This is a genomic window from Nostoc sp. JL33, from assembly GCF_017114985.1.
Taxonomy (GTDB): Bacteria; Cyanobacteriota; Cyanobacteriia; order Cyanobacteriales; family Nostocaceae; genus Nostoc.
Genome location: NZ_JABXKP010000027.1, coordinates 20,281 through 35,606, shown reverse-complemented (window position 1 = coordinate 35,606; position 15,326 = coordinate 20,281). Strand labels below are relative to the sequence as shown.

At 41.7% G+C, this 15,326-nt stretch carries 12 protein-coding genes; 3 read left to right on the top strand and 9 right to left on the bottom strand.

What is annotated here, in order from left to right:
- Positions 1-14: 14 nt before the first annotated feature.
- The 3 genes from rpoB to rpsT form a co-directional block, all read right to left on the bottom strand.
- Positions 15-3,314, bottom strand: coding sequence for a DNA-directed RNA polymerase subunit beta (gene rpoB / locus HWQ23_RS06740; RefSeq protein ID WP_292825382.1), 3,300 nt, complete (start codon positions 3,312-3,314; stop codon positions 15-17).
- Between the two features lie 736 nt (positions 3,315-4,050).
- A complete protein-coding gene (locus tag HWQ23_RS06735; protein ID WP_292825418.1) occupies positions 4,051-4,848 on the bottom strand; it encodes a TatD family hydrolase in 798 nt (265 codons plus the stop codon).
- Positions 4,849-5,268: 420 nt separating this feature from the next.
- A complete protein-coding gene (rpsT, locus tag HWQ23_RS06730) occupies positions 5,269-5,571 on the bottom strand; it encodes a 30S ribosomal protein S20 (protein ID WP_292825379.1) in 303 nt (100 codons plus the stop codon).
- Positions 5,572-6,309: 738 nt separating this feature from the next.
- Between rpsT and hisD the strand changes: the two genes are divergently transcribed.
- Complete coding sequence (gene hisD, locus HWQ23_RS06725) at positions 6,310-7,611, top strand: histidinol dehydrogenase (protein ID WP_292825377.1); 1,302 nt, start codon at positions 6,310-6,312, stop codon at positions 7,609-7,611.
- Between the two features lie 408 nt (positions 7,612-8,019).
- The gene (locus tag HWQ23_RS06720; RefSeq protein WP_292825374.1) at positions 8,020-8,445 is read left to right on the top strand and encodes a universal stress protein; all 426 of its coding nucleotides are present in this window, start codon (positions 8,020-8,022) and stop codon (positions 8,443-8,445) included.
- Between the two features lie 701 nt (positions 8,446-9,146).
- Here the strand turns inward: HWQ23_RS06720 and HWQ23_RS06715 are convergent.
- The 3 genes from HWQ23_RS06715 to HWQ23_RS06705 form a co-directional block, all read right to left on the bottom strand.
- Positions 9,147-9,392 (bottom strand): hypothetical protein, encoded by a 246-nt coding sequence (locus tag HWQ23_RS06715; protein WP_292825372.1) that lies wholly within the window; start codon positions 9,390-9,392, stop codon positions 9,147-9,149.
- A gap of 861 nt (positions 9,393-10,253) precedes the next feature.
- Positions 10,254-10,559 (bottom strand): hypothetical protein, encoded by a 306-nt coding sequence (locus HWQ23_RS06710; protein WP_292825369.1) that lies wholly within the window; start codon positions 10,557-10,559, stop codon positions 10,254-10,256.
- A 534-nt stretch (positions 10,560-11,093) separates the two neighbouring features.
- The gene (locus HWQ23_RS06705) at positions 11,094-11,378 is read right to left on the bottom strand and encodes a hypothetical protein (protein WP_292825366.1); all 285 of its coding nucleotides are present in this window, start codon (positions 11,376-11,378) and stop codon (positions 11,094-11,096) included.
- A gap of 789 nt (positions 11,379-12,167) precedes the next feature.
- On the opposite strand from HWQ23_RS06705, the gene HWQ23_RS06700 reads away from it, so the two are divergent.
- A complete protein-coding gene (locus HWQ23_RS06700; protein ID WP_292825363.1) occupies positions 12,168-12,359 on the top strand; it encodes a hypothetical protein in 192 nt (63 codons plus the stop codon).
- Positions 12,360-12,680: 321 nt separating this feature from the next.
- Here the strand turns inward: HWQ23_RS06700 and HWQ23_RS06695 are convergent, their stop codons facing one another.
- The 3 genes from HWQ23_RS06695 to HWQ23_RS06685 form a co-directional block, all read right to left on the bottom strand.
- Complete coding sequence (locus tag HWQ23_RS06695; RefSeq protein WP_292825360.1) at positions 12,681-12,944, bottom strand: hypothetical protein; 264 nt, start codon at positions 12,942-12,944, stop codon at positions 12,681-12,683.
- Between the two features lie 466 nt (positions 12,945-13,410).
- Entirely contained in the window at positions 13,411-13,641 is a 231-nt protein-coding gene (locus HWQ23_RS06690; RefSeq protein WP_292825357.1) for a hypothetical protein, read from the bottom strand.
- Positions 13,642-14,936: 1,295 nt separating this feature from the next.
- A complete protein-coding gene (locus HWQ23_RS06685) occupies positions 14,937-15,323 on the bottom strand; it encodes a hypothetical protein (protein ID WP_292825354.1) in 387 nt (128 codons plus the stop codon).
- Positions 15,324-15,326: the final 3 nt, after the last annotated feature.

The window sequence follows — 15,326 nt, the reverse complement described above, 5'->3', positions numbered from 1 at the left end:
GCACTCAGCACTCTTTACTCGTCTTCTTCCAGCGATTCGCGGGAAAGAGATTCATAGGTGGGACGAGGAGGTGTGCGACGGGCTGATTGGTCTGCCATCAAATCGACTTCCACATCTAGGGAACTGCCGTCTGCTTGGGTTTCTACCTTGTGTACGGCAATGTCTAACCCTAATGATTGCAACTCGCGCATTAGCACCTTAAAGGACTCTGGAGTTCCAGGTCGAGGAATTGCCTTACCTTTAACGATCGCATTTAACGCTTCATTCCTTCCTTGCATATCGTCAGATTTAACTGTGAGCAACTCCTGTAAGGTATAAGCTGCACCAAAGGCTTCCAATGCCCACACTTCCATTTCCCCAAACCGCTGACCACCTTGTTGGGCTTTACCACCCAAGGGTTGCTGAGTCACCAGTGAGTATGGGCCTGTGGAACGGGCGTGGATCTTATCATCTACCAAATGCACCAGTTTCAGCATGTAAGCCACACCGATAGTGATTGGTCGGTCAAAGGGTTCGCCTGTACGACCATCAAACACCATGATTTTGCCTGGATCATCTGGGTTATATACCCAGTCTTTGCCTGTTTCGTCTCGTGCTTCTTGCAATTTGCCATGCACGATTCGGCGGGATGACTCTTCACCGTACATTTCGTCAAAGGGAGTAATCTTAAATCGCACTCCCAAGGTCTGACCAGCCCAACCCAAAAGGCACTCAAATACTTGTCCGACGTTCATCCGACTGGGTACGCCCAAGGGGTTGAGTACGATGTCCACTGGTGAGCCATCGGGCAAATAAGGCATATCTTCTGCTGGTAATATCCGAGAAATAATCCCTTTATTACCGTGGCGTCCTGCCATTTTGTCACCAACTTGGATTTTTCGCTTTTGGGCAACATACACCCGGACTACCATATTGGCTCCCGGTGGCAGTTCATCGCCTTGTTCACGGGTAAATAAACGCACGTCAACCACGCGCCCTTTTTCACCGTTTGGTACTCGCAGGGAATTGTCCCGCACATCCCGCGCTTTTTCACCGAAAATTGCACGCAACAGTTTTTCTTCTGGTGGTTGGTCAGATTCACCTTTGGGTGTAACTTTTCCTACCAATATATCTCCAGCTTCTACCCATGCCCCAATGCGAATGATTCCCTGTTCATCCAACTGGCGCAAGGCATCTTCCCCGACGTTGGGAATTTCTCTGGTGATTTCTTCTGGCCCCAGTTTCGTCTGTCTAGCTTCAATTTCATATTTTTCAATGTGAATTGAGGTGTAGACATCATCCTGCACCAGTCTTTCAGAAATTAAAATTGCGTCTTCGTAGTTGTAGCCTTCCCAAGGCATATAAGCAACTACAATATTTTGCCCCAGTGCCAATTCTCCGCCTTCGGTGGAGGAGCCATCAGCTAGCACCTGACCAGCAACAACACGCTCACCAATGCGGACGAGGGGTTTCTGATTTAAACAGGTGTCTTGGTTTGAGCGTTGGTACTTGGAAAGGGTGTACTTAATTTCGGGGGTTGCTGGTTTCGGACGGACGCGAATTTCTGTGGCATCCACATAGGTGACATCGCCATCGGTACGCGATACAACCACCATCCCAGAGTCTCTTGCTCCTTGCGCTTCCAAACCTGTACCCACCAGAGGACGTTCTGGCTTGAGCAGGGGTACTGCTTGCCGTTGCATGTTCGACCCCATCAGCGCTCGGTTAGCGTCATCATGCTCCAAGAATGGAATCATGCTGGTCGCTACGGACACAATCTGTACGGGAGATACTGCTACGTAGTCAACTTGCTCTGGCGTTGTAGTAGCCCAATCTTGGCGATAGCGCACTGGCACTTGCGGGCCTTTAATATAGCCATCATCATCCAAGGGAATATCACCAGTAGCAGTACGCAGGTCGTCTTCTTCGTCGGCGGTCATATACACCGGAGCCACGTCAAATCGCACTCGTCCATTTTCTACGGGTCTAAATGGCGTTTCTAAGAAGCCATACTGGTTGACGCGGGCATGGGTTGCCAAGGAGCCAATCAATCCAGCGTTGGGGCCTTCTGGTGTCTCAATGGGGCAAATGCGTCCATAGTGACTAGGATGAATATCTCGCACAGCAAACCCGGCGCGTTCGCGGGTTAAACCACCAGGACCAAGGGCGCTCAGGCGGCGTTTGTGGGTCAGTTCTGCTAGGGGATTGGTTTGATCCATGAACTGACTTAACTGGCTGGAACCAAAGAATTCTTTGATTGCTGCTACCAGTGGTTTGGGGTTCACCAAGGAAGCAGGAGTCAGCACTTCCGCATCGGATACGGTCATGCGTTCCCGAATAATTCTCTCTAGGCGATTTAAGCCCACCCGCACTTGGTTTTGCAGCAATTCACCGACGCTTCTCACCCGACGGTTACCCAAGTGGTCAATGTCATCGATATTACCAATATCATATTCTAGGTTGATCAGGTAATCCACGGCTGCCAAAATATCGCCAGCAGTCAGCACACGCATTGTGTCGGGGACAGAAAGGCGCAATTTCTTGTTGAGCTTGTAGCGTCCGACGCGACCAAGGTCATAACGTTTGGGATCAAAGAAACGAGAGTCTAAAAGCTGTTGTCCGCCTAACACCGTAGGTGGTTCACCAGGACGGAGTTTGCGATATAACTCCATCAGGGCTTCTTCTTCAGAGAATTGCCCTTCTTTTTCGATGGTTTTTTGGAAATATTCTGGATGACGTAAGGCGTCAAAGATTTCGTTATCTGATAACCCTAAAGCTTTTAAGAGTACCTGCGCTGAGAGTTTGCGGGTTTTGTCGATGCGTACCCACACCAAATCGTTACGGTCTGTTTCAAATTTCAGCCATGCTCCCCGGTTGGGAATTAAGCTAGCTGAATAAGTGCGTCGCCCGTTTTTATCTATTTCTGATTTGTAATAAACCCCTGGCGATCGCACTATTTGGTTGACAATTACTCGTTCGGCTCCGTTAATAATAAATGTGCCGCGATCGGTCATCAAAGGCAAATCCCCAATAAATACCTCTTGCTCTTTGATTTCCCCTGTTTCTTTGTTAATCAGGCGTGTGGGAACATACATTTGCACGGCATAAGTACTATCCCGCCGTTTGGCCTCTTCGACGTTGTACTTTGGCTCCTTGAGTTTGTAGTTATGACCCAAAAAGTGCAGTTCTAGTTTGCCCGTATAATCTGTGATCGGACTAAAGGAATTAAGTTCTTCTATCAGCCCTTCTTCCAAAAACCAGCGAAAGCTTGATCGCTGGATTTCAATCAAGTCGGGCAACAGAAAGGCGGGTTCCATATACGTTTCTTTAGTCATGCCTCTACCTTTGTCAACCTGGTTAAATTTTTCAAAAGGACACTGCTATTTGACGCTTCCCACTGCTAGCCAGTGTCCTTAGCTGTTTGGGAACTTTTTTTACACACTTGCTATTTACACCTGTCGGCAAACGCAGCGATTAAAGCTGGCTGGAATCAGCAATTTTCACAAGCGGGTAATCGCCCCTAATCTGTGACTCAGAAGCCAAAAGCCTACTATAGTCTTGATTCAACAAGAATATACAGTTGAGATATTCCTGAGTTTGATCTACTTTCCTCACTTCCCCTCCAAAAAGCGCGTTAATTTTCTGACGCAGCTCTACAGGTGTGTCTTAAATCCACCTTGATGTTTATACTCTCAGTGATATCCTAGATATTCTCAGACTGAGGGAATGATCCGTACCTTGTCGGCTTTGAATCAGAATCACTTCATTTTGTGCAATTGTACTCACAAGGCAATTTTGTTTAACGATTTTCAATAGGTTCAATACACACCAAGCCGATGTTGTGCAATCTAGCTCAATTTGGGTTGGCACGGTTAGTCATGTGTGGAGAGCATCCGCTTGTAGAGATTTGGAGGATGGCCAAGCCATAACAGCACGGAAAATTCAGATGAGAACTTTTAGGTTCCTTCCTTTATCATTATGGCGCAAGCAAAATGTTTTTGAGGGAATAATACTAGCATATTTTTATCCCCCGATAGTTTTATTTTTTTTAGCACAACTTAACAAAAGAGACTAGGGCACACTTGATATTGACAGACCGAATAATTCACAGGCATTTTGGGTGGTTTGATGGGCGATCGCCTCTAGGGTTTCCTGACGCAGTTTAGCTACTTGTTCGGCTACATAAAGCACGTAGGCAGGCTCATTGCGCCTCTCGCCCCGTTTAGGAACTGGAGCCAGAAATGGACAATCTGTTTCAATCAGTAGGCGATCGCTACTCACCATCGCAGCTGAGGATTGGATCGCTTTGGCGTTTTTGAACGTTACCGTCCCGCTAAAGCTGATGTAGAAGCCTAAATCGAGAAACCATTGAGTTTCTTCTGGCGTTCCTCCCCAGCAATGCATCACACCCCGCACTCTTTCTCCTTTGAGTTCGCGCCATTTTTGCAACACTTCTCTGGTTGCCACAGCAGCATCACGGCAGTGGATAATCACTGGTAAGTTGAGTTCAGATGCGATCGCTAACTGTGACTCGAACACCATGTACTGTTGCTTATAGTTATCAGCTTTGTAAAAATCCAGCCCCATTTCCCCAATTGCTACCACATTCGAGTCAGAACTCGCTAAAGTTTTGATTTTCTCGGCTGTCTCGCTATTCCATTTCTCAGCATCTAAAGGATGTAATCCCACAGCAAAGCTGATTTCGGGAAACTCTTGGGCTATGGATTGAATACTGGAAAACTCATCAGGGTGAACACAGGAATGTACTAAACGCACTACACCTGCTTCTTGCCACCGCGATCGCACTGTTGCTAAATCCGGCTGGAAACTATCAAAGTTGAGATGAACGTGCGTGTCTATCAGTTGCATTCTTTGTCCTTTGTCATTAGTCATAAATTATTAGCCCTGATCACGACTAAGAACAAATGACCCTCCGGGTGAATCCTTCTTTTGTCAAAGAAGCTACCCAAAGGCATACGCTTCGCAATCACCAGCTGCTCAACAGGGAAACTACGCCCGCCACTTGTTTTAATTTTGCAGAGCAAATGCCAGTCCGCTCATGGGGCAGCCCTGCGCTGAACGGGTTAACAGACATAGAGCAAGTGGCGTGCAAACCCTCAACATTGTACTGGCTTGTTAGACGCTCGCGGACTCGTTCGCTTTAGCGTCTTTGAACCAGAAGACGCTGCGCTATGCAAAGAAAGTATTTCACGCCACTTGCTACAACTTTAGGAAAGTTTGTAACCTACTGGCTCCCTGAGTCACAAGAGCGCATTGGCTTACCAATGACTATTCAGCTGCTACTGTTTGAGTTAGGGGTTTTAGTTTATGAGCCAATCTCGACTTTTTCCTTGCCCCATTATTGGGGTGAAGGACACCCCGTTTGATCGCTTTATCGATTTTGCCGTAAGCCTCAGATAACCGAGCTTCTACTTCTTGTTTTAATTCTGGGGTAGGATTAGCTGCATAGACAGCTACAGCATTCAGGTATTTCTTCATCAGCGTGTTGACTGCTGATTTGTAAGCTTTATTACGCAGTCGGTTACGTTCTGCGATTCCGGCACGCTTGAGAGCAGACTTTGTATTCGCCACAGTCAATTCCAAAAATACTATTAATATGTACACACACTACTAGACTTACTAATATAGCATCTAAATTGCCAATGTTATAATTTCCTAAAAAAATTCTCTCATTGGGGATTGGGTACTGGAGATTGGGGAAGAATTTAGTCCCTAGTCCCCACTGCTTAATCCCCAGTCCTTAATTGGGTGTGCCATCAATTTAGGAAATGCGTTAAAATGAGATACATCAAATAAAATAGTAACCCTAACTCATCACGTAAGTTAATCAATGCGATTGCCATAATCTTTCCCTAAAACGGATATGTTGTCCAAGGCAAGGAACTCTAAACAGGTAAGTTTCGGGGATTTCAAAGTATAAAACCGATAGATCGTGTCTGTACACATGTTAACTACTAAAAGTTAGAAAAATAAGTAAAAATTATACTCAGACCCTACCCCCTGTAAATCCGGGGGACTGGATGTACAAAGACACTACCTGCATTAGAGCAAGGAGTGAGGGTCAGGGTATAAGGGTAGTGGTAAATAGCCACGCCCACTTCCTGCCGCTAGCCTGCCGAGGCTTGTCGGACAGAGCAATTAAGTCGCCTTCTCAAGTAAACCATGTGCTGGCAGCCTTGAGAGAGAGTATCAAAAAAATCCAGGTTAAGCTAGAGAAGAGAATTAGAGTCAGCTTCCACACCCCAGTTGGTCAAGAGCAATACTAAATCTCAGGTGTGAATATTATAATTTTGGCATTGTCCTTACTCCATGCTGCGAATCATTACTCAGCAGGCAGACGTCAGAGCAGAACTACAACGGATCTGCGATCGCACCCATGACGAACAGGTGCTTCACAAAGAAGCAACGGTGCGGGAAGTTTTGCAAGCAGTGAAGCGCCAAGGCGACAAAGCTGTATTGCATTACACAGCCGAATTTGACAAACAAACCCTGAAAGCAGAAGAACTCCGAGTTACAGGCTCGGAACTGGATGCAGCCTATCAGCAGGTGTCAAAGGAGTTGTTGGGGGCAATTCGGCTAGCTTGCCGCCAAATAGAAGCGTTTCATCGTCAGCGAGTACCGAAAAGCTGGGTACACTTTGGCGACGATGAAATAGTACTGGGCAAACGCTACACCCCCGTAGACCGAGCGGGGTTGTATGTGCCTGGTGGTCGCGCCGCCTATCCCAGTACAGTGCTGATGAATGCAATTCCGGCTCATGTTGCTGCTGTACCCCATGTGGTGATGGTAACACCACCAGGCCCAGGGGGTGCCATTAACCCAGCAGTCTTGGTAGCTGCCCAAGAAGCAGGGGTGCAAGAAATTTATCGCATTGGGGGCGCACAAGCGATCGCTGCTTTAGCCTATGGCACACAAACGATTCCGAAAGTGAATGTGATTACTGGCCCTGGTAACATATATGTCACCCTAGCGAAAAAACTTGTCTATGGCACCGTCGGCATTGATTCTTTGGCAGGCCCGAGCGAAGTGCTGGTGATCGCCGATGAAACCGCAAATCCGGTGCATGTAGCTGCTGACTTGCTGGCCCAAGCCGAACACGATCCAATGGCGGCAGCAATTTTGCTGACGACAGATGCTGCTTTGGCGAAAAACGTGCAATTAGCCTTAGAAAGACAGTTAGTGGATCACCCACGGCGAATAGACACAGAAAAAGCGATCGCTCACTACGGCTTGATTGTCGTTGTGGAATCCCTCCAAGCAGCAGCAGAATTTTCAAATGAATTTGCCCCTGAACATCTGGAATTAGAAATCAAAGACCCTTGGGCACTATTACCACAGATTCGCCATGCTGGGGCAATCTTTTTGGGTTACTCAACACCAGAAGCTGTAGGAGACTATTTGGCAGGCCCTAACCATACCTTGCCAACTTCTGGTGCTGCCCGCTATGCTTCGGCATTAGGGGTTGAAACTTTCCTCAAACACTCCAGTATTATTCAATACTCCCAAACAGCACTGCAAAATGTGGCTGGTGCCATTGATGTGCTAGCAACAGCAGAGGGCTTACCTTCCCATGCTGATTCAGTACGACGCCGAATTCAGCAAGAAGAGTGATTTGGAATGTTTAATTTTTTCCTATACTGTTGGCAAAAGTCACGCGATAGGTTCAGACTAAAAGTTTGGATGGCGATACCTACGGTAAGCTAGGCTAACGCGTGCCAATTGCTACTCGAAGGGAAGCCTTCTGGCACGCGTCTACAAGTGAGGCATTGCCGACGACAGTAGCTTCTCCTGTTCGGAGACGCTACCGACGCCAGTAGGGTAGACCTCCCCAAAGAACTGACAAAAGGTCTTCGACGCCAGTTGCTACAATGCACTAGCGTTAAAGTGGGATGAAACCGACCTATGGCACAGCCTCGAATATATAAACTAAGTAGGCAGATGGAAAATTAATTTAGTGTAGCTGTCACCAATTTTGCTAGATACTTATGTAAGGGGTCTACTCTTGAGGAGACGAGAGCGGTGCTAAAGAATATCTTGGTGGCTCTGGACGGTTCGGAAATTGCAGAACGAGTAATTCAGACTTTAGATAATTTGGTGTTGTCAAAAGATGCCAAGGTTATTCTCTGTCATGTGTTTCCCACACCAGAGTCAGAGATGGAATTACCTGCTGATAGTCCTCAGCCAGAGTCCCCAATATTTTCTTATTTTCATATTGAAAAACAGCTGCAATCATATCAGGAAAACTTATCAGTCACAAGTGAGTTAGAACTGGTAACTGGTGATCCTGCTGAAGAGATTATTCGCCTTGCCAATATTTACAAAACTGACTTGATTATAATTGGCAGTCGGGGGTTGATTGGGATGAAGCGAATTGTCCAGGGTTCTGTTAGCAGTGAAGTTGTGGAAGAGGCTAATTGTTCAGTGTTAGTCGTCAAACAAAGGTAAAAATTTGCAACAGGAAGCAATGACTATAACCACGCCAAAGCTAACCTTAGTACCCAATAACTTCCTGATAAAACCCAAAAAAGTAGCAGGTTTTCATCCCTGCATGGTTAAAAATTTGACCTTTGACAAAGCTGTTTTCCCTTAAGATAACCAGAGCAAACGCGTACCAAAATACTTATATTCCATATCTCAATAGAGAAAATATCGAGAATTTTGGTGTGTTCAGCTTACTTACTCCAAACGAATAGATAGACTTGCTTATTCGTTTGGAGTAAGTTGTATAAAAAGAGTTTCGTTATCGTTCACAAATTACTAAATTGTGATCAATCTGGTTGATTTCTCAAATAGCAACGCTTACTTTCCTATTCAAGGTGAGCAGTATCTTCAGGGAAAAGTACCGCTTAAGTTTATCAACAGTTGCCTACTAGCAACCGTTGATAGACTTTGTTAAGTTTGTTGAAGAAAAGTCTGTGGGTAACAATAAACGTATGCTAAGATAACTGCGATCAAACAATTAGCTAATAGCTTGACAGGCTTAAGTAGATTAGCAATTAAGACAGGCGCAAAAGTAACTTAACCTGCTCCAACAGGGTAGTTTATTTAAGAGCCTTTATTCCAGTAAAGATGCGGTTAATCGTGTCTTTACGTTTATTCTTTGCCTTCTACTAAACCTCATAATGCCTATTGCCCTAATAGGATAGTTAAGCTGCTGTCACATTAACAGTTCCACCAGCTCCACCAGTAATAGTGCCTCCACTCACAAAAACACTGCCAGAGCCGCTATTTATGATGCCAGCGCCGCCAGCGCCGCCAGACAGTTTAAGTATTAACTTAATTAGAGAGTTAAGTAGAGACACTTTAACAGGTATCTTATTGGAATTTTTCTTACCACCAGAGAAATTCGCTTCTTCGTTGTCGGTTAATGTAGTGAACAATGTGCTTTCCATAATCTCAGTTCTCGTTTGATTGTGGTGATTAAAGTTACGTCACTCCCAAGTAATAGATATAAATAAGAGTATATTTAGTAACTTGTTTGTGCCGTTAGAAGTATTATACGGCTCTTACTAAATAGATCAAGAGATTATTTTTTAAAGAAAGAAAAAAATATTACACCTCTTCCTCTTCAGGAAAGATGTTACATAGTTAGTATTTATACAAATTTAGTTAAAATAAGTTTTTATTTATCAAAAACTCGCAGGCATCGATATATATTGATATAAGTATGGCGATCGCAAAGCTTCATTTTGTTTTTCAAAAAATGTACAAGTAAAGCTTTTTGCGTATTAATACTGATAAATTAACGAAAATGCCCAGAGTTAAAGATATAGTCAAGCAAACCAAACAACATTCTTTATAGGAGTTGTACTTAAATAAATTTCTAAAACTCCAAACTGGGATTCTGGATTTTGGAATAAGTATTTTTATGTAATAAGTTTTTTTTGCAATTTTTTTATACAACAGCAAATCAAGTGAGTATAATTTATTTTAATAGAAACAGGTTTAAATTTGCTTAATTATTTATTAATTGGAAAAAAGCTTTATTATGTTAATTATACAAATATTTTACAAATAGATGAAGAAAGAGTAAAAGTTTAGAGGAAATTGATAATAATTGGGTATTTCTATTAAAATGCGCTATGCGGGTTTATCTGACCAACCCTTGATTAACTTTTTTTAGAGACATAACGGATGTCAACATCTGGGTTGGGTCAGCAACTTGACAAAACCCAAAAAAATAGCAGAGTTTTATCCCTGCATAGTTAAAAATTTCACCAATAGCCTCTTTGTCTTATCATTCTCATAGACTTTTATAGTCCGAAGAATAGACTTCCCAAAATCGATCTGAGCAGATTTTGTATACGTCGCGCAGATGCTCCCTTTATTCTTACTGCGGGTGATCCGTTTCCTCCAGGTGCTCCCTTTCCTCCAGGTGCTCCCTTTCCTCCAGATCCTCCGGTTAATCCAGGTGCTCCGTTTTTTCCCGGTGCTCCGTTTTTTCCAGATGCTCCGTTCTTTATAACTGTAGTAGTAACGTTAACCTCACCACCAGACAAGTTTGCTTCTTCGGTTTCATTGAGTGAGATAAACATTGGGGATGTTTGAGTGCTTTCCATATTTAACCTGAGTTGCCAATTATCAGTTTTGAACTTTTATTTTGATTTTAACAAAGCTGTTTTTACTTAAAATAACCAGAGCAAACACGTACCAAAATCGTTAGATTCGATATCTCAACAGAGAAAATATCAGGAATTTTGGTATGTTTACCTTGTTTATCAAGTAGCAGCGCTTATTTCCCTACTGCACTACTCAAAGGTGAGCAGTATGTTTAGGAAAAAGCGCTGCTGAACCTTACCTACGGTTGCTGGTGGGCAACACCAATGTTAACTTTGTTGAAGAAAAGTAGGTGGGTACTAATAAACCTATGTTAGCTATGTTAAGATTACTGCGATAAAGAAACAGCTAATAGCTAGCTAGGATTAAGTCGATTAGCAATTAAGGCACGTACAAAAGTAGGTTAACCTGCGGCAACAGGGTAAATTATTTCAAACGTGACGCTTTATTTCTTTAAAGGTGCAGTTAATCGTGCTAATCATGTCTTGACGTTTATTGTTTCCCTTTTACTAAACCTCAAAGGTTTGCCTATTGCCCTATCCAAGTTTGATGGCTGGCGCACCATCTCCACCAGCTCCACCAGCTCCACCAGCTCCACCTTTAACTTCGGCTTTGTCTTTAACAATAACCTTGCCCTTGCCGGTATTGTTGATGCCAGCGCCGCCAGCACCGCCATTGCCGCCATTGCCGCCATTGCCGCCAGTCAAGGTAATAGTTGTAACCTTCTTGTTGTAGTATTTCTTGGTGGGAGCCTTGTAATTACCGCCAGATAGGTTCGCTTCTTCGGTGGGGCTTAAGGCAGTAAATAATGTGCTTTCCATGATTTTAGTTCTCAGTTGATTATTGGGATTTTAAGTCGCGTCACTCCAAAGTATCTTTGGTAACTTTTTTGTGCCACTAAATGTATTATAAGGCCCTGGCTCAATATATCAAGCAAGGAAGTGTTTAAGAAATATGTATTACACGTCTAAAGCACCATGCTACATGGTTCTTCTTTATACAAACTTAATTAAAAATAAGTTTTGATTTATCAAAAAATCGCAGGGGTCAATATATATTGATATAAATATAGCGAGCTAAAAACTTAATCTTGTCAAAAATGTATAGATTAGGCTTATCACGTATTAATACTGATAAATCAACGAAAATACATAGGATTAAAGATATAGTCAAGGAAACCAAAGAACATTTTTATACGAGTTATACTTAAATAAATTTATCAAACTCAAAACTGAGATTCTGTATTTTTGAAGAAACTTAGTACGTAATAATCTGTTTGCGGTAATTATTTTATACAACATTAATTTGAATAGATATAATTTCTTTTAATATAAAAGGGTTTACTTCGCTCAAAGATTTATTAATTGGAAAAAAGTTTTATATTGATTATACAAATTTTATGGAAATAAATGAAGAAAGGATAAAATTTTAAAGAAAAATTATCAAGATTTGGTGTTACTACTAAAATACGCTAATTATTTAGACTTAGCTGTATATAACCTTGATATTAACATACTAACTAATCTAACGCAATATGCGGCTTTCTCTCAAACCTAATCCCAACCCTTGTAGGGTTGGGATACATTTAAATTTTCAATCCCAATAACAGCGTGGTTTTTGCTGAAGCTAGATGGTTCATACTGATTAAAGAAGAAACATTGCTAATTCATATCAGGCATGATTTGGAAACTTTAAATCAAACGACTATAACTACACCAGAGCCGCCAGTGGGAGATCCAGAGTTGCCACCAATGGAACCACCGGAAGCAGCACCACTGCCTGCGCCAGCAATATTTCCATAAAAATTGATATAATTTATGGTTACAGTTTTGGGTTGCTTATTAGGCTTTTTATCCTTGCCAAGTTTTTCCCTCCAGACATACTTGCTTCTTTTGTAATATTTCAACAACGAGAGCTAGCGTGTACCAGAATGGGTATATTTTGTTATATCAATAGATATAATCTTGGTGATTTTAAGACTTAGAGGGTTATCATTATCAACTTTTATTGGTTATCTTAAATTTGCTTTGTTAAATAACGTTGATACATCTTGTATCAACGTTTATTGCCCTGATTAAAGTCATGATGTCAGCTATCGCTCCCTGATGCCTAATTTTAAAACTTCAATCATTAACCGATATGACTACATCAGAGATGACAGTTATATTATCCGCAGAAACGCCTCTTACATCACCCAAATTACCAAAAACGACACTACTACCACTAACTGTGCTATAGCTAACCCCAATAATCTTTCCATTAGAATAGATATTTTTTTTCTTCGCCAGCTTATGAGGCTTTTCAGTCTTAGGAGATTTTTTACCTCCAGACAGACTTGATTCTTCGTTTAAAGTGAGATCAGTAAAAAGAGTTTCGCTGTCATTCATGAATTTTAAATTTTGATAAATAAAGTCGATCTTCAACTAGTAAAAAAAGCCAAATACTCGGAAATATCCGGCAGAATTCAGTTACAACGACCGCAAATTGATGCACAACTCAACGCGCTAAAAATTTAAATGACTACTGAGTCCAATGCTACAGGCTATCGTATCCGCAAAAGCATCACTAAAAAGCCCTAAAAATCCCGATTGACTGTGGCTATGAAACAACAGTCAATCAGTTTTTGTTAAGTTTGTTAACAAAAGCAGGTGGGTAATAATGAACGTCTGTTAAGATTCTACGCGTAAGCTTCTAAAACTAAGTCAATTAGCAATTAAGCCAAACGTAAAAGTAATTTACCCTGTTGACGCAGGTTAAATTATTTTTACCGTAAACATCTTATCTCTGTAAAGACGCGATTAATCGTGTCTTTGCGTTTATTATTTCCCTTCTACTGAACTTAATCAATCATTTTCACGATTTTGTTTTATTTCCTACATTGATGATGTTATCTGCACTGATAGTGGTATCGCCGACCGTACCGCCGGTAACGTCTCCAATCTTACTGTAGAAACCGCCCTTATCCTTATCCTTTTTACCAGGAGGATTACCACCAGGAGGATTACCACCAGGAGGATTACCACCACCACCAGATAGGTTGGCCTCTTCACTAGCGGTTAATTCGGTAAATAGTGTGCTTTGCATATTTTTAGTTCTCACTTGATTGTTGGGATTAAAATCAGGTCACTCCAAACTACTAGATATAAACGTAAACTGTATATCTTGTAACTTTTTTGTGATCATGTAAGTATTGTACTGCTTTTGCTAAATAGGTCAAGCAACTAATTGTTTAAGAAATGTGTATTACACATCATCAAAACAGATATTACATAGTTAGTATTTATACAAATTTAATTACAAATAAGCTTGAATTTATCAAAAAATCGTAGGCGTTAATATATATTGATATAAGTATGGCGCTCTAAAAGTTTAATTTTATCCAAAAATGGATAAATTAAGCTGATTAAGTATTAATACTGATAAATTAACCAAAATGCCTAGAATTAAAGATATAATCAAGCAAATTAAACAAGTTTTTTATACCACTAGTGCTTCAATAAATTTATAAAACTCCAAACTGGGATTCTGATTTTTGAATAAGTATTATTATATAAAAATGTAGTTTTTAAAATCATCATTTTATACACCCATTAATTCAAAATATATAATTTATCTTGATAAAAAAACTCCTAAGTTTGCTTAATTATTAATTAGTTTGAAAAAGCTTTATTCTGCTAATACAAATTTTTTGAAAGTAAATAAAGAAAAGATAAAATTTCAGATAAAATTATAAAGATTTGATACTATAGTAAAATGCGCCAATTGATATATCAAACCTAGCTGTATATAAACTTGATATTTACATACTCAATATAGTCAAGGCACTTAATCTGTAATAAAAGCAAAAGCGATCGCTTTCACCCTGGATGGCGAAAACGCCAAATTATGGGAGTTTTGCAAAAAAGCTCATTTAAAGAGAAGACGGCAATACTCGGCAGAATCAGTTATGACGATCGCAAATCGATGCACAACTCAAAGCGCTAAAAATTCAAATGGCTACTGAGTCCAATGCAATATAACAGGCGATGTCTACGACTGGCTACGCCTACGCGCATCTGTAAAAGCAGATATTAGTCGCAACCAACGGGACTATCGGGACAGGGGAATTACAACTCAGACAGAAGTGCAAGAAGCAGAAGCCTTTGCTGAATTAAGCTAGGCAGGAAATGAACCAATATCAGCAGATGGGATATACCGGGGCGATCGCTCTAATTAGCTTAATCAAGACTTACGCAAACAATAGCTGAAAAGAATGATTTTTAGGTAGGGGCATTTCATGAATTGCCCCTACCGCGTGTAGTTTTGCGTAAGTCCTATTAATAAAGCAAAGAATAACCAATGCTCAATCCCCAATCCCCAATCCCTTTACGTCAGTCAATTCAACGCCCTTGAGTTGCCAAAAACTGACGCAAGCTCAATAAACTCAGCGTTTGACCCAAATTCAAGGGCAAAATTGAAACTCCTTCCAAGCGGGATTGTACCCAACCTTCTCCCCAGTACCATTCGTGGAACCCGTCAATGCCTCCGCTAAGTACTAAGCGGAGGCAGTTGAATTTCACAACGTCTACTTGATGATGAATCGCAACTGGCCCAGTCCAGGTAGTAAACTGGAATCCGGGAAGCAGTTCTTCTGGCATTCCTGGCGCAAAGCGTTGCCCTAAGAGCCATTTTTCTAGTTGCACCGGATGCAGCAGACTCTCACGAATTGCATCTGTTGATGCTTCGATTTCGATCCGTAGTTGGCTTTGTTGAAAATTACCCAGCATTTT